Annotated in this window: 20 protein-coding genes (1 of these 20 cut by a window edge); 9 read left to right on the forward strand and 11 right to left on the reverse strand. The window is 42.0% G+C overall.

The features are described 5' to 3' along the window. Positions 1–88, forward strand: partial view of a phosphatidylserine decarboxylase gene (locus tag IG80_RS0108525; protein WP_032113658.1) — the 3' end only. It extends 596 nt beyond the left edge of the window; only the last 88 of its 684 coding nucleotides appear in the window; its start codon lies beyond the left edge, outside the window; it ends in the stop codon at positions 86–88. Between the two features lie 14 nt (positions 89–102). After that, entirely contained in the window at positions 103–921 is an 819-nt protein-coding gene (locus tag IG80_RS0108530; RefSeq protein WP_084756316.1) for a CDP-alcohol phosphatidyltransferase family protein, read from the forward strand. A gap of 211 nt (positions 922–1,132) precedes the next feature. Here the strand turns inward: IG80_RS0108530 and IG80_RS0108535 are convergent, their stop codons facing one another. The 4 genes from IG80_RS0108535 to IG80_RS16270 are packed head-to-tail and all read right to left on the reverse strand — an operon-like array spanning position 1,133 to position 4,178. Continuing rightward, positions 1,133–2,392, reverse strand: a complete 1,260-nt coding sequence (locus IG80_RS0108535) for an HlyC/CorC family transporter (RefSeq protein ID WP_032113659.1) — start codon at positions 2,390–2,392, stop codon at positions 1,133–1,135. 15 nt (positions 2,393–2,407) lie between these two features. After that, positions 2,408–3,073, reverse strand: coding sequence for a hypothetical protein (locus tag IG80_RS0108540; protein ID WP_032113660.1), 666 nt, complete (start codon positions 3,071–3,073; stop codon positions 2,408–2,410). Positions 3,074–3,117: 44 nt separating this feature from the next. Then, positions 3,118–3,825, reverse strand: a complete 708-nt coding sequence (locus IG80_RS0108545) for a 3-dehydroquinate synthase (protein WP_320408883.1) — start codon at positions 3,823–3,825, stop codon at positions 3,118–3,120. Next, on the reverse strand, positions 3,711–4,178 hold the full coding sequence (locus tag IG80_RS16270) for a hypothetical protein (RefSeq protein WP_032113662.1): 468 nt from the start codon (positions 4,176–4,178) through the stop codon (positions 3,711–3,713). The genes IG80_RS0108545 and IG80_RS16270 overlap by 115 nt, the downstream gene beginning before the upstream one ends. Before the next feature lie 215 nt (positions 4,179–4,393). Between IG80_RS16270 and IG80_RS0108555 the strand changes: the two genes are divergently transcribed. Next, positions 4,394–5,125: a pirin family protein gene (locus tag IG80_RS0108555; protein WP_032113663.1), complete on the forward strand. Its 732-nt coding sequence runs from the start codon at positions 4,394–4,396 to the stop codon at positions 5,123–5,125. Between the two features lie 29 nt (positions 5,126–5,154). Here IG80_RS0108555 and IG80_RS0108560 read toward each other — a convergent pair whose 3' ends face one another. Together IG80_RS0108560 and IG80_RS0108565 are read right to left on the reverse strand one after the other, a co-directional pair. After that, on the reverse strand, positions 5,155–5,766 hold the full coding sequence (locus tag IG80_RS0108560; RefSeq protein ID WP_032113870.1) for a shikimate kinase: 612 nt from the start codon (positions 5,764–5,766) through the stop codon (positions 5,155–5,157). Positions 5,767–5,853: 87 nt separating this feature from the next. Then, positions 5,854–7,212, reverse strand: coding sequence for an MFS transporter (locus IG80_RS0108565; RefSeq protein ID WP_084756321.1), 1,359 nt, complete (start codon positions 7,210–7,212; stop codon positions 5,854–5,856). Positions 7,213–7,465: 253 nt separating this feature from the next. On the opposite strand from IG80_RS0108565, the gene rplM reads away from it, so the two are divergent. The 3 genes from rplM to IG80_RS0108580 all read left to right on the forward strand — a co-directional run bounded on the left by rplM (position 7,466) and on the right by IG80_RS0108580 (position 9,604). After that, on the forward strand, positions 7,466–7,930 hold the full coding sequence (gene rplM, locus IG80_RS0108570; RefSeq protein WP_032113664.1) for a 50S ribosomal protein L13: 465 nt from the start codon (positions 7,466–7,468) through the stop codon (positions 7,928–7,930). 2 nt (positions 7,931–7,932) lie between these two features. Next, entirely contained in the window at positions 7,933–8,427 is a 495-nt protein-coding gene (gene rpsI, locus IG80_RS12585) for a 30S ribosomal protein S9 (protein WP_034418816.1), read from the forward strand. A gap of 178 nt (positions 8,428–8,605) precedes the next feature. Further along, positions 8,606–9,604 (forward strand): S66 peptidase family protein, encoded by a 999-nt coding sequence (locus IG80_RS0108580; protein ID WP_032113665.1) that lies wholly within the window; start codon positions 8,606–8,608, stop codon positions 9,602–9,604. A 214-nt stretch (positions 9,605–9,818) separates the two neighbouring features. Here the strand turns inward: IG80_RS0108580 and IG80_RS0108585 are convergent, their stop codons facing one another. The 4 genes from IG80_RS0108585 to IG80_RS0108600 all read right to left on the reverse strand — a co-directional run bounded on the left by IG80_RS0108585 (position 9,819) and on the right by IG80_RS0108600 (position 12,474). Continuing rightward, positions 9,819–10,511 (reverse strand): class I SAM-dependent methyltransferase, encoded by a 693-nt coding sequence (locus IG80_RS0108585; protein ID WP_052046280.1) that lies wholly within the window; start codon positions 10,509–10,511, stop codon positions 9,819–9,821. Next, a complete protein-coding gene (locus IG80_RS13395; protein ID WP_052046281.1) occupies positions 10,492–11,079 on the reverse strand; it encodes a class I SAM-dependent methyltransferase in 588 nt (195 codons plus the stop codon). Before IG80_RS13395 ends, IG80_RS0108585 begins: the two co-directional genes overlap by 20 nt. A gap of 67 nt (positions 11,080–11,146) precedes the next feature. Then, positions 11,147–12,007, reverse strand: coding sequence for an oxygen-dependent coproporphyrinogen oxidase (hemF, locus tag IG80_RS0108595; RefSeq protein WP_032113666.1), 861 nt, complete (start codon positions 12,005–12,007; stop codon positions 11,147–11,149). Beyond that, on the reverse strand, positions 12,007–12,474 hold the full coding sequence (locus tag IG80_RS0108600; protein ID WP_032113667.1) for a tRNA (cytidine(34)-2'-O)-methyltransferase: 468 nt from the start codon (positions 12,472–12,474) through the stop codon (positions 12,007–12,009). The genes hemF and IG80_RS0108600 overlap by 1 nt, the downstream gene beginning before the upstream one ends. A gap of 214 nt (positions 12,475–12,688) precedes the next feature. On the opposite strand from IG80_RS0108600, the gene petA reads away from it, so the two are divergent. Genes petA through IG80_RS0108615 form a run of 3 tightly spaced genes read left to right on the forward strand, consistent with a single transcriptional unit; the run spans position 12,689 to position 15,206 of the window. Then, positions 12,689–13,213 carry a ubiquinol-cytochrome c reductase iron-sulfur subunit gene (gene petA / locus IG80_RS0108605; protein ID WP_198027326.1) on the forward strand — a complete coding sequence of 175 codons (525 nt, stop codon included), beginning with the start codon at positions 12,689–12,691 and terminating at the stop codon, positions 13,211–13,213. Further along, positions 13,210–14,409: a cytochrome b gene (locus IG80_RS0108610; protein ID WP_032113668.1), complete on the forward strand. Its 1,200-nt coding sequence runs from the start codon at positions 13,210–13,212 to the stop codon at positions 14,407–14,409. The genes petA and IG80_RS0108610 overlap by 4 nt, the downstream gene beginning before the upstream one ends. Further along, positions 14,406–15,206, forward strand: coding sequence for a cytochrome c1 (locus tag IG80_RS0108615; protein ID WP_032113669.1), 801 nt, complete (start codon positions 14,406–14,408; stop codon positions 15,204–15,206). The genes IG80_RS0108610 and IG80_RS0108615 overlap by 4 nt, the downstream gene beginning before the upstream one ends. A gap of 301 nt (positions 15,207–15,507) precedes the next feature. On the opposite strand, the gene IG80_RS0108620 is transcribed toward IG80_RS0108615, so the two are convergent. Next, on the reverse strand, positions 15,508–17,382 hold the full coding sequence (locus IG80_RS0108620) for a potassium transporter Kup (RefSeq protein ID WP_032113670.1): 1,875 nt from the start codon (positions 17,380–17,382) through the stop codon (positions 15,508–15,510). Positions 17,383–17,488 lie beyond the last annotated feature (106 nt).

Consider the following 17,488-nt stretch of genomic DNA (forward strand, 5'->3'; position numbering starts at 1 on the left):
TTTTATTGGACAAAAAATGATCGGGGGTGAAACCGTTATTGCAGATCTTGCAAGCCCAAATGAGCAACGCGCTAGTTTAACTCATTAATTGAGGGAATAAGTATGCGAAGAAATTCAAACAACCTGAGGGATAGGCTTACCAGCCACCTTCCCTCAAATCTCAAGAGAATCTCTAACAAACCACTCAATTTTGCCTCTATGCTTCCTAACATGACAACAGTCTTAGCCCTATGCACAGGGCTGAGCTCTGTTCGTTTTGCTCTTATGGGACAATGGGAGTTTGCGATCATTGCTATCTTTGCGTCGGCAATTATGGACACGATGGATGGACGTTTAGCACGCTATCTTGGGAGTACCAGCCGTTTTGGGGCAGAGCTTGATTCTCTTTCCGACTTCATTTGTTTTGGCGTATCACCAACGCTGATTGTCTATCTGAGATCTTTACATGAATGGAATGGTTTAGGTTGGATTATTACACTTTATTTCAGCGTCTGTATGGCTCTGCGCCTTGCCAGATTCAACACGGTAAGCATTGAAGGTGACTCAGATAATTGGCCAGAAACCTACTTCATGGGAATCCCCGCCCCACCCGGTGCAATTATAGTTTTAATGCCATTAATGATTGATATTGTTTTAAAGAACATGTCAATTACTAGTCCAGTCACTTCTCCCTATGTGATGACAATTATGTTGTTGCTGGTAGGTACCCTCTGCATAAGTAAAGTCCCTACATTTTCTCATAAGACGATTAAAATTGCCCCTAAATATGTACCTTATGTATTGATTTGTGTTGCACTCTTAGGAGGAGCACTATTTGTGGAGCCATGGGTGACGTTATCTGTAATTTCAATTGCCTATCTATTTACAATTCCTTTTAGCATTACAAAATTCCGCAAGGAACATCGCGGATCTGCAACATAGCTTTTTTCAAACAAGAAGGCCCTCGACTGAGGGCTTTTTCTTTAGAGTGATTTTAGGCACTCATTTCTAATTTTCCCAAATCTATTTTGACCTTTTTGACTGATAATCCTCGACCTAAATAAAGTTGGCTTATGAAGCAATCCTTACGCCATCTGGGGAACCTGGACCCGCTAGTCCCCTTCCATAAAGGAGGTCTTAACCCTCCCTGCTTTTATGACTCCGGCAGTAACCTGACGCGCAGAAGAGTGATTTGATTTCGGTGTCTTCTTAAGACTTCAAATTTATAGTTGTTAACCATAAAGGTCTGTCCTATTTCTGGAATCATTCTGACCTCGTAAAGAAGAAGCCCTGCAATGGTCGATGCATCTTCATCAGGCAGTGTCCAATCAAGCTGGCGATTAATATCGCGGATCGTCACAGTCCCATCAATAATATAAGAACCATCCTCCTGAGGGCGAATCCCCCGCACAGCAATATCATGCTCGTCAGTAATATCGCCAACGATTTCCTCAAGAATATCTTCAAGAGTGACGATCCCCATAAATGCACCATATTCATCTACAACGATAGCAAAATGCTCACGTCGATTACGAAATGCATGCAACTGATCGAGTAAATCGGCGTTTTCTGGAATAAACCAAGGCTTATTGACAACACTAGTGATATCAAGATCATCCAAATGACCTTTGTGAGCTTGGACCGCGCGCAAAAGCGCCTTTGCATGAATAATTCCAATAATATTGTCAGGATCATCTTTCCATAGTGGCAGCCGAGTAAAGGGACTGGCAAGGACTTGTTCAACAATACGGCTAGAGCTATCATCAGCATCAATCATTGTGACGTTTTTGCGGTGAACCATAATCTCTTCCACATGGACGGAACCCAAGTCCAAAATGCTCTTCAACATGGCCCTTTCATTCCCCGCTCCTTGTGAAGTACTAAAGTGCATATCAATTGCGCCACGCAATTCTTCTAACGCCGCAAATTCCTCGTTTCCTTTTGATTTAAAACCAAAAAAACCTAGATGCCAACGGGCAAAATTATTAATTCCCAATGTAATTGGTTTGAAGATTTTGAAGATGAACCAAATCGGCCAAATAAAGAAAAGGAGTACCCGCTCCGGTTGATTAACCGCGATAATTTTAGGCAAAGTTTCAGCATAGACAACTAACAACGCACTGGTAATAAGTGGCGCATAAATCACTCCTTCGCGCCCAAAAAAATTCGTCAAAATATCGGTCACAGCAGACGTTGTAAATGTGATAATTAATGTATTACATAGCAAAATAGCACTTAAGGAGAGACCTAGATTTTCGGTAAGCTCGCGCGTCAACCCAGCCCGCTTATTCCCACTTTTAAACATTTGATATAGCTTTGCTCTTGAGGCTGCTGTTATAGATGTTTCAGATGCAGATAAGGTAGCTGCCCCAATCATGAGGAGCAAAATAAGGATAATCATAAAAGTTAACATAAAAATCTCAATAGGTTAATCGTAAAAAGCACTCTGTCGCTCACCATCTTCTTCGGACGCTGCAGGCATAAGAGTTGATATTTTTATTTGAGCTGGTGAGAGGGGGGATAATTCTTCAGTCTCTTCCTTTCTCTTTTTTTTCAATTTATTACTTGTTACATGACAGGGCAATTGCTCCCCTTTTAATCTTTTATAAGACTCTACAATAGCTGAACTTTCAAGCGGCAAAGCTGAACTATCAAAATCATCTGTAGGATTTTCTAGCTTTTCAAACAGCGACTCAATAGCCGACACAAGCTCATAACAATGTTTTGCCTGTGCCTGATCATTAATTGGATTCTCGCTTCCCTTTTCAAGGCGGGTCAACAATAGTTCGATATCTTTTAGCAAAAGATTATCCATGCTAGCAAACTTTTTGGCTGTTTCAAATTTCTGCAAGTGATTTTTATAGATGTGGATAAGCTCTTTAATGTCTACGCCTAAGTGAAAAAGATTCACTTGTTCAGTAAATAACTTTTCATGGATTTTAGCAAGGCGCCCTTTACGAGACTCTACCAAGCTCTTTAAGCGAGCCTCATAGGCCGTCTTTTCAGCATTTTCTGCGTTAGCCGACCCCATGATAATACTCGCAAGACTTGCCAGCAGAAGAGAACTCATCATCATTTTATTAATTATCCACATCTCTTAGCTTACCTCTACTTACATGGAGTATATCAACTATTTACTTAAAATAGAATGCTTTTCAAGTGAAGGAGATTAATCTCAAGTTTTTTTACCTTGCCTTCCGGCCCTGGAACAACGAAGATAATGCGATTTACCTCGTTTTTTTTATCCTGCAATAATGCTTCCAAAAATAGTGACCATCTCTCTTTATTCACATAGTGATGAAATTGTGTTGGCAAGCTAAACTTGATAAGTAGTTTTTCGATTACTTCTAAAGGAATCGTTTTTTCTCCCAACCGTTGCGCTAGCTGTAATTCTATGAGCATTCCCAAAGCCACCGCTTCGCCATGTAATAACTCGGGCGCAGTTTTTTCTAAGGCATGACCGATTGTGTGCCCAAAATTAAGACCAATACGCGTCCCTCCTTTAGCTTCATACCAATCATTCCCTATAACCTCAAGCTTTGCCCGAATTGCCCCTTCCACCAAAGTTAGAATTTTTGGTACTTCAGGAGCCCCCAGTAACTGCAAAAGAGTTCCCTTTGAAAATGGCGCAATTTTAATAATTTCCGCCATGCCTGCCTTTACTTGCCGAGCATCAAGTGTCTCTAAAAAAATATCAGTGATATAAACTTGCTGAGCCGGCCAAAAGGCACCTAATTGGTTTTTACCGTAGGCTGTATTGATAGCAACCTTGCCACCAATACTGCTATCAACCTGCGACAAAAGGGTCGTTGGCAAGAAAAACCAGGGAATACCGCGCTTGTAAATATTGGCAGCAAAGCCAGCAACATCCCCCAGACAGCCCCCCCTATCACCATGAGGGAATCATAGCGTTGACATTGGTTTTTTTGTAAAAACTCTACAATTTGCTCAACATTTGCCAACGTTTTAGCATTTTCTCCTCCCCTTAAAGAGAGTATTGGCATCTCTAAATCATTAAAGAGAGTAGGATAAAGTTGTTGAATCACTTTATCCACAACCCAAAAAGAACGATTAAAAGCTTGCCCCATAAGATTAGGCTTTATAACATTTGTAAGAGCATCCATTATATTGTTTTTCAAGAAGAAAATTTGACAATCATGCTTTTTCTCAATTGAAAATTGGATTTTGTTGGGTCGCATATTTACATTTTACGTTCTAAGTATATTTAGAATAAGTATGAGGCATCGATTGTAGATTTTCAAACTAGTAATCGAAGAGTATACCTCTTTACAATTAAAATAGTTTAATTTTTGGCTAAGAAAAACCGTGGGTAAAGTTTGGAGAAGACTAGTTGATAGCCTCCAAAGAGAAAAATATGACAATTTTGAAAGAGACCTATTAAGGAGAACCTCTTATGGTAATGCTTCTACGTAATTCAGAACGGGGCTTTCGAGACCATGGTTGGCTAAAAAGCTACCATAGTTTTTCCTTTGGTGACTACTATAATCCAACCTTCACTGGCTTTAGAAATCTGCGCGTTATTAATGAAGACTATATAAGCTCAAAAAGTGGATTCCCCACTCACGAGCATGCAAATATGGAAATTCTCACTTATATGTTGACGGGAAGTCTCATGCATGAAGATACTCTTGGGCACAAAAAAGTTATCTATGGCGGTGATGTCCAATATATGCGCGCGGGGCACGGCATGAGTCATAGCGAATATAACAACTCAGCAACAGAAACAACCCATTTTTTGCAAATATGGCTCCTGCCCCTTAAACGAGATGTATTGCCAACGTACGATCAAATTAATCTGGAACGAGCAATAATAGACAACAAGCTCAAACTTATTGCTGCAGGCTTAGGAGATGACTGGAATCGCAAGGCGGAGGGTGTCATTGAGTTAAATTCAGACGCCAAGATTTACGCCAGTATCCTCCATCCAAATTACGAGCTTACCCATACACCAATGCCCCATAAAAGTATTTGGATTCAGGTAATTACAGGCAAGATTATTGTCAATGGTTTACACCTTGAACGTGGAGACGCAATTGCGTTTGACTCAGGAGAACAAGTCTCAATACATGCAGTGCATGACTCGCACTTTTTATTATTTAATTTGGGTTCCCCCGGGATGGTTTAAGGGGTATGTCTTACCCCCTCCCGACCGATTTAAATAGTCTTTAGAACATACTCAGTGGGATATTGATCCCGAATAAAATTAGCTAGCGCTAAAATTACCCGATCTACTGTTGCATTTGTTGGTTCATCGAGTGTTTCTACAACAACATCTGCTTTGGAATAGACGGGATCACGTTCCTTAATAAGCTGTTCCAAAGTTTCACGATGATTGGCAGCATCTTCAAGAAACGGACGATCTGTCCGTCTGGAAACACGTGCCACCAATGTATCTAAATCAGCCTTCAGCCAGACAGAAATTGCTTTGGATTTAATAGCTTCACGGCTCTTATCATTCATAAATGAACCACCACCTGTGGCAAGCACATGCACCGATTGATCTAGCAAACGACTAATTACGCGATATTCACCGCTCCTGAAAGCCTCTTCGCCATAAACATTAAAGATATCTTTAATGGGACATCCTGCTGCTAATTCAACCTCGTGATCCGAATCAAAAAAATCAACATCAAGGCGCTTTGCCAAACGTCGTCCAATACTGGTCTTACCCGCTCCCATCAGTCCAACAAGAACGATCGTCTTTGGAGGACGAAAGCTAAGTTGTGACGGGTTAATTGCCGTGAAATTCGATGCTGCCTGTTTCATGTCTAGCCATTCATTCCGTATATTAAACTTAAAAACTGTTTGTAACTTCCCCACAGGTGACAAGTTATCGCTTAAATGAATATTGTCCTATTTCTGACTATTTTCAAGTACTTTTGCCTTACTATTCCAAGTTAGAGCAAAACATATACATGCTAGCATAGCAGAAATAATAAAGAAAATAAATCCACCATCCCAGCCGTAATTATCAGCAATCCAGCCAATACAAACACCGCTGATGGCGCTGCCACCCACATAACCAAAGGTCCCGGTTAGACCAACAGCCATACCAACGGCACGCTTTGATGCAAAGTCAGCCGCAGCGACTCCGACCAAAACTTGCGGACCATAAACCAAGAATCCAACGGATGTCATTGCCAATGTATTCAATAAATCATATCCCGCTGGCACAAACCAGAAATAGCATAAGGCAACGACCATGCACATCATATACAAAAAGCTTACAGGCCCACGTCTGCCAGCGAAGAGTTTATCCGACAACCAACCTGCTGCAACACCACCAAGCATCCCAGCAATCTCAAAAGCGGCAACTTGCCACCCCGAAGAAGTCAGTGACGCCCCTTTAAGTTCGCTTAAGAATGTGGGCGCCCAATTGAAGACACCCATGCGTACCACATAAAGGAACATATTGCCTAAACAAACCAACCAAAGCTCTTTATTATAGGCAAGTGTCGCAAAGAGCTCCTTCATATTCATATCACCATCGGAAATGCTTGCACTCTTTGCACTCACAAGACCGCTATGATCTTCAATAGAAGGTAAGCCTAATGATTCAGGTGTATCCCGCAACCGATTAAAGAGAAGGACAACCATAACCAATGAAATAAGGGCGGGCACAAAAAAAGCACTACGCCATCCATAGTTTTGGATCAAATAGCCAGCAAGAACAGCAATAATCGCACCACCAAGCTGATGAGAAAGATTAGTAATCCCCCATTTTGTCCCAAGCTCAGTCGGACTAAACCAGTGCGTTAGAAGACGTGAGACGGGGGGCCAACCCATCGATTGAAACCATGCATTAAATGCCCATACCACTGTAAAAAAAGCAATACCGCTGCCCCAACCCATCACTAAACTCGTCAACGCGCCTCCCAAAAGGCCTAGACTCATGAAATACCTAGCGTTAGAACGGTCACTCAAATAACCATTTAGAAGTTTGCCTATACCATAAATAATGGACCAAATTGTGATCACACCTCCAAGCTGAGTCTTTGTATAACCAAGGTCAGCAGAGATGGCAGGGATCGCCATGGAAAAATTTTGGCGAACTAAATAAAATGCAGCGTAACCAAAAGCCATTGAATACAAGATTCGCAACTGCCAATAAGAGTATTTTTTTTTAATATCGTTGGAATTATACTCTGGAGTTTGGGCTTCCCTATCAGGTATAACCTCTATATCTTCTATAGTTGAGCTAATTTGATTCATGCTCTATCCTAAGTTAAAAACCATACAAAATTCTTTATTTACTAGCAAACATATAATGTTAAGCTAACAAATCATCAATGTGATTTTTCATTTGACTCGGAAATAGTTTAATTCGCAAGTAAAAAATTTAAATTTCTCTGCATAACGATATATGTTACCATAGTACCACAAAGAAAAATGTTGATTTTTCCATATGGTTAGATCATTATGCGGATAATATATATTAACAATTTCGAAAAAGGTTGCTCAAAAAATGCAAACAATATCGATTAAACCCAGTGAAGTAAAAAAGAATTGGGTCCTTATCGATGCGCAAGATCTCATTCTTGGGAGACTTGCATCGATTATCGCTAACAGACTCCGCGGCAAGCATAAAGGGTCATACACACCTCATGTTGATTGTGGTGACTATATTATTGTTATCAATGCTGAAAAAGTTCATTTGACAGGTAACAAGCTTGAAGACAAAAAATTCTACTGGCACACAGGTTATGCTGGCGGGATTAAAGAGCGAAAAATTGGTCAAATTTTGAGCGGCAAGCACCCTGAGCGCGTTGTCAAAAAAGCTGTTGAGCGTATGGTTCCACGTGGACCATTGGGACGCCAAATCATGAGCAACTTGAAAGTATATGTCGGTCCAAATCACCCACATCAAGCCCAAAACCCACAAGTTTTGAATGTGGCGGAATTGAATCGTAAGAATGTAAGGAGCATCTAGTCGTGTCACGCGAAAAAATTCACTTAGAAGATCTTAAGTCTGCCGTCAAAGAAGCTGCAGCTCCTGCGGCTGAACGGTCCAGCACACCAGCTGAACCACAAATCGACGCTCAAGGTCGTGCGTATGCAACAGGTAAAAGAAAAAATGCTGTTGCTCGCGTTTGGATTAAACCAGGCAACGGTAAGTTGATCGTCAACGGTCGCCCCGGTAGCCAATACTTTGCGCGCCCAGTATTACAAATGCTGATTGACCAACCATTCAAAACAACAAATCGTCTCGGTCAATACGATATTTGGTGCACAGTTATTGGTGGCGGTCTTTCTGGTCAAGCAGGTGCCGTCCGTCATGGGATTAGCAAAGCGTTGGTTAACTTTGAACCAACATTACGTTCCCCATTAAAACAGGGTGGTTTCCTCACTCGCGATAGCCGTGTTGTTGAACGTAAAAAATACGGTCAAGCAAAAGCACGCCGTCGTTTCCAATTCTCCAAGCGTTAATCGCTTTGGTTTTCGGAACACTTCCAAAAAGGAGAGCAATAAATTTGCTCTCTTTTTTTATGTCTCTCCTAAGAGAAATAAAACTAAGAGAAATAAAACGAAAAAATTCCCTGTCTCTCTGTTTTTATTGTGGGTTTATTAATTAAAGTTGAAACGCTGAAAAAAAGAAGAAATAATAATGAAAAAATTCCCCCTCTTTCTGTTTTTACCCCTAGTATTTTTTATTAATCATAGCTGGGGCGCTGAAAAATGGAATGTTTTAGAGCCTGGCAATAATATACATGTCATTGCTCCCGGCTATGGTAATCACGATGGCTCTGTTGAACACGCGCGTAAAGCCATTTTAAAAATGGGATATGAACCTCTTATTCCGGATGACCTCATCAATCCTCATCCCCTTGGTTATAGCAACACAGAAGAATACCGTGCTGCCCATTTAAAAGAAGCATTGTGTGATGAAACCAAAATTGTGTGGGCTCTTCGGGGTGGCCGAGGCTCCTCGCTTCTCCTCCCCTCTTTGCAAGATATTCCCCTATCTACTCCCGCAAAGTTAATAGTTGGTTTTAGCGATATTACGGCACTTCATCTTTGGGCCGCAGCCCGAAACTGGCCCTCCCTTCATGGAATTGTCTTGGGATATAACAAAGAAGCAAATCATGCTGTTAATGCGGAAGCCTCCCTCAACGAAATACTCCCCATTCTCACAGGTGAGATTCAAGAGCTGACTTACAAATTTCTCCCCCTCAATAAAGCGGCTCAACAAGAAGGTAGGTTTGTTAGAGGCCCTATTGTGGGAGGAAATGTTTCTCTTATACAACGGAGCATTGGAACAGAGACGCAGCTTAACACTAGCCGTAAAATATTGTTTCTTGAAGAAACGGGCGAGCAAGCCACGAAATTGATGGAATCTTTAAATCATATGGAAAGAAGCAGGCTACTCGATTCTCTCCAGGCTGTAATTTGGGGGAACTTTAATTATGCCCCAGAAGAGCATACTAAGTATCAGTGGCTACGCGAAGCTCTTGCAGAAAAATTGGAGGAACGCAATATTCCATTTATCCACTCTGACGAGTTTGGGCATGGAAAAAAGAATCATCCGCTTCCTTTTAATACACCAGCTATTTTAAGTTTTTTAAATACTGAAGAGGCATCATTAACCGTTAAAACTAATAACTAAGGAAAAGCTATATAATCTTTCATCAGCAATTGAAGGAATATCATTTATCTCGATAAGGAGACTCTACTCGCAAATGTTAAAACTTTTCTCAGTACATGGCAGTAGAGAATCTTATCTCTGTGTTGTCATTTTCAAGATGAGAGAGTGAGAGATGACTTGGCAAGTGTTACGAAATATCGATATTTTCTCACTATTGGGATGTCCTAAGAAACATTTAAACCTTCTTTTTTCTACGCTGAAATCTTAATGGTTTTTTAAGTTTCAATAAGAGACGTCGCATATAATTCTTTTTTGTCTTGATGAGATGCACATCAGCTAGGGGGGTTAAAGAATAATGCCAAATAGTAGCCGGTGGGATGTTTTGTAAAACACGACCCAATTTCCTAGCAAAAATTCCAAATGATTTGGCTGGAATTGGAGAAACAAGACCGTAAGTAAATTGGAGCAACCCCCCGCCATCACCCAACACTTGGAAACAGGAATCGATAATTTCTTTTTGGACTTTTTTAGGTAAATTAACCATGGGAATGCCAGAAATGACGGTGCACACATTCCCAATTGCGACTTGAGGAATGAGGGTTTCAAGCTCTGTTGCGTTACCTTGAATCACGTGAACACCTGGAAAATTTGTCTTCAGGTAGCGGGCTAATTCTTTATCTAACTCTAAAACGATCAACTGGGATTCAGGAATACCGGCTTGCAAAATTGCCCTGGTAAAACGCCCAGTCCCAGCGCCAACTTCAATAACATAATCCCCTTCATTATAATCAATATGGCGACAAATAAATCTGGCAAGTGCTTTTGAGCTCGGAGCAATCGCCCCCAACGCTCTGGGGTTTTTGAGGAGGCGCTGCAGAAATAAAAAGTTCTCGTTATCCTGAAACCGTTTATCTTTCAGATTCAGCACGACGGAACTCCCAAACAAAGCCTGGCGGTATGTTCAACCATGAGGAGACGAGGCGCTTACTCTTGATTGATTTATTTTTTCTAAAGGGGGAAAGGGGTGTGTAACAGACATGATAAAATTTGCCACCAGGTTTTAACACAGCTAAGCTTTGTTCTAAAATGCGGTCACGAATCTCAGGATCCAAGTACATCAGGGGAATAACAGAGTAAACCACGTCAACACTACCGCTAAGCTTATCGCCCAACAAATTAGGCAGCTCGCACGCATCACCATGAATCACATTAATTTTAGGCATGCTGGACCTTAAAAAACCGCAAAATGACGCATCCAACTCCACTGCGGTTAAATTTTCAGGCTTAACACCATAATCCATTAATGAGCGTGTCAGGCGACCTGTGCCAGCTCCAATTTCCACCACTTTGAGGCACGCTGGGTCATGAATAAGCTTTGCGGCTGATCTGGCCAACTTTTTCGAGATGGGAGCCAAGGTTCCAAGTTGTTTCGGCTCACTGAGCCAGCGTCTGAAAAATAGAGAATTTTCGCGTTTAACCAAATCGTAGTTAATCATCGTTTTCCGGTCGGTTTTTAGATACTTACCTGTTTATAACGTTATTTCGCTCTCATATTCAAGGAAATTACACCCAAACAGCAAGAGGCGGTAGCGACATCAAAATGGCGTCGACATTGCCATTGGTTTCCAGCCCAAACTTAGTCCCCCGATCATAGACAAGATTGAACTCAGCATAGCGCCCACGTTTAATGAGCTGCTGTTGCTTTTCTTCCGGCCCCCAGGGCTTTTGATAATTGCGACGGACAATCTCGGGATAAATCCCCAAAAAACTTTCTCCAACAGCTTTTGTAAACTCAAAATCTTTTTCAAAGTCCCCTGAATCATGATAATCGTAAAAAATACCACCAACACCACGTGGCTCTTTGCGATGCTTGATATAAAAATATTCATCACACCACAGTTTGAATTTAGGATAATAATTCTCATCAAATTGATCACATGCAGTTCGGAATGCCTTATGAAAATCGTCTTTATCCTCCGAGCATTCAATGGCTGGGGTTAAATCAGCGCCTCCCCCAAACCATGACTTGCTCGTCATGATGTGGCGTGTGTTCATATGGACAGTTGGAACAAAAGGATTAAGAGGATGTGCAACTAATGAAATCCCAGCAGCCCAAAAGCGAGGATCCTCAGTTGCACCTGGAATTTGAGCCGCGAATTTAGGCTCAAATTGTCCCCACACAGTTGAAATATTAACGCCTACTTTTTCAAAAACACGCCCATTCATAATCGACATAATACCGCCACCGCCTTGGCCATTTTCTTGGGATGCATCGGGGCGTTGCCAGGCTTCCCGCCGAAATTGCCCGGGTAAAAGATAGGGATGAGCGCATTCCTCCTCTAACTTTTCAAATTCTGTGCAAATGCGGTCCCGCAATGTCTCAAACCAGGTTTCCAATTGCGCTTTTCGGGTTTCTAATTCCATTATAAATCTCCTGTGGGGAATTGGTTTGTTTGTCTAAGTGCTTCAGTGAGAACCATCGCCGCTGAAACTGCTACATTAAGCGAACGACACCCAGAAAGCATGGGAATCAACACCTGTGCGTCAACTTGGGTGGCCACGGTCTCGGGAACACCTGAACTTTCCTGACCCAATAACAAAATGTCAGTTGGTTGAAACTTGAATGTCACAAAAGATTGCTTAGCTTGCGCATCCAGTAAAACAATGCGAGAGCCAGTGGCTTGTGTTGCCTGCCAAAACTTCACCCACGACACGTGCCGCGTAACGTTGGCTAGCTCAATATAATCCATCCCAGCACGCCGTAATTTTTGATCGTTCCAAACAAAACCGCAAGGCTCTATAACATCAAGAGGAACTCCTAAGCAAGCGCCAAGGCGCATCAAGGTCCCAGTATTTTGCGGTATTTCTGGTTGATAAAGCGCTAATCTCATTCAATTCTCTTGATTGTTTCTTAATAAGGTCGCTGAAAATCTCATTCTTAAGCTTGGATAATATATTGATTCTCAACATATTTAATAATTTTGATGCCGCATGCGTCATAGTGACGCATTCCGCTTCTGACCAATGTAGCATTTAATTTGGTAATAAAGGCACATTTTATTGGGTGGTTACGTGGACTCGACAAAGGACAATCAAAACGACACCGTGGGGCAAGCCACACGGCGCGATTTTCTTTTTTTAACAGCAGGAGCAATGGGAGCAATCGGCGGTTGTGCTGCAATCGTACCGTTTGTCAGTAGTATGAACCCCTCCGCCGATGTACTTTCACAGTCCAGCGTCGACGTGGACATTGACCATATTAAGGCAGGCGATTCGCTCACCGTAATGTGGCGGGGAAAACCGGTGTTTATCCGCCGTCGTACCGAGGAAGAAATCAAATCTGTCCGCGATATTTCGCTAAAAATCTTAAAAGATCCGCAAACCGATGAAGCGCGTACAAAACATCCAGAATGGCTTGTGGTCGTTGGAATTTGTACCCACCTTGGCTGTATCCCTACCATCAGAAAATCGATGGATCCTATGGTTGACGGTTGGTTATGCGCCTGCCATGGCTCGCATTATGATGCTTCTGGTCGAATTATCAGCGGCCCAGCGCCACGGAATCTTGATGTTCCTGTCTATACCTTCATCAAAGAAAACAAAGCAATTCGGATTGGGGAAGCAGCGTGAGTATTATTAAGTGGATCGATAAACGTCTCCCGGTTTTTACCTTTTTAAATCATGAACTTAGAGACTATCCAACGCCCAAAAACTTAAGTTACATGTGGAACTTTGGCTCACTTGCGGGTATCATGTTGATCATTATGATGCTGACCGGCATTTTCCTGGCCATGAACTATGTCCCCAACGTGCATTATGCTTTTGACAGCGTGGAGCGCATTATGCGCGAAGTCAACTATGGCTGGTTGATTCGCTACATGCATATGAATGGGGCTTCAATGTTCTTCATCGTTGTGTATATTCATATTTTCCGCGGTCTTTATTATGGATCCTTCAAGGCACCGCGTGAGCTTTTATGGATGATTGGTGTTGTTATTTTACTGTTGATGATGGCAACTGCGTTTATGGGGTATGTTTTGCCATGGGGGCAAATGAGCTTCTGGGGGGCAACGGTTATCACTAACCTCTTCTCAGCATTTCCACTTGTGGGTGAATCAATTGTGACTTGGCTGTGGGGTGGTTTTTCTGTTGACAATCCAACACTCAACCGTTTTTACGCACTGCACTATCTGCTACCGTTCATTATTGCTGCCGTCAGCATGCTCCACCTTATGGCCTTACATCAATTTGGGTCCAACAACCCTCTTGGCATTGATCGTAAAGGCCCTGAAGACAGCATTCCCTTTCATCCCTATTATACTATTAAGGACATGTTTGGCTTGGGTGTTTTCTTGTTAATCTATATGGGGTTTGTCTTTTATGCCCCAGACTTTTTTGGTGAAGCTGATAACTATATTCCAGCCAACCCGTTGGTAACCCCGCCTCACATTGTGCCCGAATGGTATTTTTTACCATTTTATGCAATCTTGCGCTCTATTCCAGACAAGCTTTCTGGGGTTTTGGCAATGTTCAGCGCGATTGGTGTTTTGTTCGTCCTCCCGTGGTTGGATACGCATCCTGTCCGCAGTAGCCGCTTTAGACCGTTTCACCGTTGGCTATTCTGGGTTTTATTGATCGATTGTTTTGTGCTTGGTTGGGTGGGCGCAAATCCTCCAGAAGGAAACTTTTTGATGATTGGACGATTAGCAACAGCTTACTACTTCTTCCATTTTTTGGTGCTGCTTCCCTTTCTCAGTAAAATGGAACCTGTACCATTATTGCCGATGAGTATTAGTCATCCCATTTTAATAGGAGCAAAAAAATGAAAAAATTGATTGCTCTTTTACTGACAGGCTTTTTGGGAACAGTTGCCACTGAAGCGATAGCAGAGTCGGATACACGCCACCCGAAAAAGGTGAATTGGCCCTTTGCAGGACCTTTGGGTAAATTTCCTATTGATGCCTTGCAGCGTGGTTTTCTTGTCTACAAGCAAGTCTGTGCTGCTTGTCATGGGTTAGATCATTTGCGTTATGGGAATCTGGCCGGTCAAGGGAAAGACATTGAGACCATCCGCACCACTAATCTTGGGCTTACAATGGAAGAAGCCAAAGCAATTGCTGCTGAATATACTGTGAAAGACCTTGATGACGAGGGGCAACCAGCGGATCGCAAAGCCCTGCCATCGGATTACTTTGCCAACCCTTATCCCAACGAAAAAGCCTCTCGTGCGGCCAACAACGGGGCTCATCCGCCAGATCTGTCATTGGTGGTAAAGGCCCGCCCGGGTGGTGCTAGCTATGTCTACTCATTGTTGACAGGATATGAAGAAGCTCCAAAAGATGTCACCGTTGGGCCGGGACGTTATTATAATCCTTACTTCCCAGGGGGTCAACTATCAATGACCGCACCGCTTACAACCGATGGGCAAGTCACCTATCCGGATGGTACTCCTGCCACTGTTGACCAGATGGCCAAAGACGTTGTGACTTTCTTGGCTTGGGCCTCAGATCCCCATGCCGAAGAACGTAAACAAACAGGCGTTAAAGTGATGTTCTATCTTTTGATTATGACAGCCGTATTTTATCTGGCAAAACGTCGAATTTGGAAGAATGTAAAACACTAGATCGTCTCATCCTTAAAAATATTACCTTTGAGACATTAGGAGGTCCAAAATGTCTCAAAACCTCCCTCGCTCTAATAGAGATTAAAAACAATCCAGCTGTTAATTCTAAGGTGATTTTAGTTGGAAAATAGGTGCGCGCTGCTATAATTATATCTGATGCTGTAATAGCAAGAAAAGACTTTATATTCTAAATACTCGAAGCTGTCAATTTCTGGCTTCGCCTCTGCGGTTGCCTTGCTTCCTTTTGGACGAGTTTATTTTGTATACATTCGCCCTCTTCCTTACCTCCGCTCTCTATTATTTAAATCTTAATTCGCACTCCCAGCTCTATAACGCGAGCATAGGGGATTTTATAGTATTCCGTTGCGTGCATCGCATTTTTAGCAAGAAAAATGAATAATTTAGCCCGCCACAGAGACATGCGCGGATGAATAGTAGAAACCGGAATCCCGCGGCTCATGAAAAAGCTAGTTTCACACAAATCAAGGCATAAACCATTTTCATCACACCGTTCAAATATTTGAGTAATATTAGGAACTTCTTTAAAACCAATGGAATAAATCACTTCATAAACATTAAATCCAAGCTCAATAATCTTGATTTTTTCTGCTTTCTTAACGCGTGGTTCGTTTCGCGTAATAACCGAAAGAAAAATGACCTTTTCATGCATCACTTTGTTGTGACGATAATTAATACTAAAGGAATTGGGGATATTTTCAGGAGTTGAGTTCATATAAACCGCCACGCCAGGGATTCGAAGCGGATGAATATCACTTAGAAGTTTTTTAAATCCCCGAATTGTTTTGCCAGCATGAATGATATTGTCAGCCAGAATATTACGCCCTTTAATCCATGTTGTCATAATATAGAAAGCAGCCACAGCAATCAGCAAAGGCATCCAACCTCCTTCAACAATTTTAGTTGAATTGACAGCACAAAATAAGAGATCAACTAATAAAAAGACACCAAATAAGGAAGTCGTTTTAAAAACAGACCATTCCCACGCGCGAAGAGCAATAATAGTGGTCAGGATGGTCGTTATAACCATAATGCCGGTGACTGCAAAACCATAGGCAGAAGCCAGATTATTTGAACTTTTGAAGACTAACACCAGTCCAATAGTGAGCACCATAATGATCTTGTTAACCATTGGCACATACACTTGGCCGATGTGCTCACCCGATGTGTGGATTACCTGCATTCGAGGTAAATACCCCAATTGAATTGCTTGCCAACTAATAGAAAACAGCCCGGAAATTACTGCTTGAGAAGCAATAATTGTGGCAATTGTCGATAAAATCATTAAGGGGAAAACCCAAACAGTCGGCACCAAGAAATAAAACGGATTTTGAATTGCCTCATTATTGGTCAATATCAAGGCTGCCTGCCCCATATAGTTAAGAGCGAGAGAAGGGAAAACCAAGTAGAACCAGGCACGCTGAATCGAGATTCGACCAAAATGGCCCATATCCGCGTAAAGAGCTTCAGCTCCAGTAATCGCCAGCACAACTGCTCCAAGGCTACCCACCCCAACCAAACCATGGGTGGTAAGAAAATTGATTCCATACCAAGGATTAATAGCCTTTAACACAATGGGGTTGTGGATGATTTGGATTAAGCCTAAAATAGCGATCACAAAAAACCAAATAATCATGGCCGGGCCAAAAAACTTCCCCAGATTGGCCGTACCATGGGATTGAATGAGGAAAAGCCCTAAGAGAATGACAACAGTAAGGGGGATTACATAGGGACTAAATGCTGTGGAGTAAATAGAAATCCCTTCCACCGCACTTAAGACAGATATGGCAGGAGTTAGAACAGCATCACCATAAAATAACGCCGCGCCCACAATCCCAAAAATTAAAACAGTTCGGTAATATTTATCAAATCGCCTCTTCAATACTAAGGCGGTGAGCGCAAGAATACCGCCTTCACCATTATTGTCTGCCTGCAGAATAAAAAAAACGTATTTAATGGAAACGATCAGTGTTATCGACCAAAGAATGAGAGAAAGTATTCCCAAAACAGACGCTTCTGTGAGGGGGAAACCGGTATTAGAAAAACATTCTTTGACCGTATACAATGGACTGGTCCCAATATCACCATATACGATACCAATCGCACCGATAATCAAATGCTTTAACTGTTTAGTCTGCTTTTGTTGCGTTTTGTCCATACCAATACACAACTTTCCCTGTCTATGCTATTATGATACTCCTCTAAAATTCGCATTCAACAGTATAATTATTCGTTAAAAATAATGATAATTTTGCAAAAAAGAA

This window comes from Candidatus Paracaedibacter symbiosus (genome assembly GCF_000757605.1).
Taxonomy (GTDB): Bacteria; Pseudomonadota; Alphaproteobacteria; order Paracaedibacterales; family Paracaedibacteraceae; genus Paracaedibacter_A; species Paracaedibacter_A symbiosus.

Excerpts from the sequence above, each read along its gene's own strand:
- IG80_RS0108530 (WP_084756316.1), top strand. The coding sequence starts at position 103 with ATGCGAAGAAATTCAAACAACCTGAGGGATAGGCTTACCAGCCACCTT.
- IG80_RS0108535 (WP_032113659.1), bottom strand. The coding sequence starts at position 2,392 with ATGTTAACTTTTATGATTATCCTTATTTTGCTCCTCATGATTGGGGCA.
- IG80_RS0108540 (WP_032113660.1), bottom strand. The coding sequence starts at position 3,073 with ATGTGGATAATTAATAAAATGATGATGAGTTCTCTTCTGCTGGCAAGT.
- IG80_RS16270 (WP_032113662.1), bottom strand. The coding sequence starts at position 4,178 with ATGCGACCCAACAAAATCCAATTTTCAATTGAGAAAAAGCATGATTGT.
- IG80_RS0108555 (WP_032113663.1), top strand. The coding sequence starts at position 4,394 with ATGGTAATGCTTCTACGTAATTCAGAACGGGGCTTTCGAGACCATGGT.
- IG80_RS0108560 (WP_032113870.1), bottom strand. The coding sequence starts at position 5,766 with ATGAAACAGGCAGCATCGAATTTCACGGCAATTAACCCGTCACAACTT.
- IG80_RS0108565 (WP_084756321.1), bottom strand. The coding sequence starts at position 7,212 with ATGAATCAAATTAGCTCAACTATAGAAGATATAGAGGTTATACCTGAT.
- rplM (WP_032113664.1), top strand. The coding sequence starts at position 7,466 with ATGCAAACAATATCGATTAAACCCAGTGAAGTAAAAAAGAATTGGGTC.
- IG80_RS0108580 (WP_032113665.1), top strand. The coding sequence starts at position 8,606 with ATGAAAAAATTCCCCCTCTTTCTGTTTTTACCCCTAGTATTTTTTATT.
- IG80_RS13395 (WP_052046281.1), bottom strand. The coding sequence starts at position 11,079 with ATGATTAACTACGATTTGGTTAAACGCGAAAATTCTCTATTTTTCAGA.
- hemF (WP_032113666.1), bottom strand. The coding sequence starts at position 12,007 with ATGGAATTAGAAACCCGAAAAGCGCAATTGGAAACCTGGTTTGAGACA.
- IG80_RS0108600 (WP_032113667.1), bottom strand. The coding sequence starts at position 12,474 with ATGAGATTAGCGCTTTATCAACCAGAAATACCGCAAAATACTGGGACC.
- IG80_RS0108615 (WP_032113669.1), top strand. The coding sequence starts at position 14,406 with ATGAAAAAATTGATTGCTCTTTTACTGACAGGCTTTTTGGGAACAGTT.
- IG80_RS0108620 (WP_032113670.1), bottom strand. The coding sequence starts at position 17,382 with ATGGACAAAACGCAACAAAAGCAGACTAAACAGTTAAAGCATTTGATT.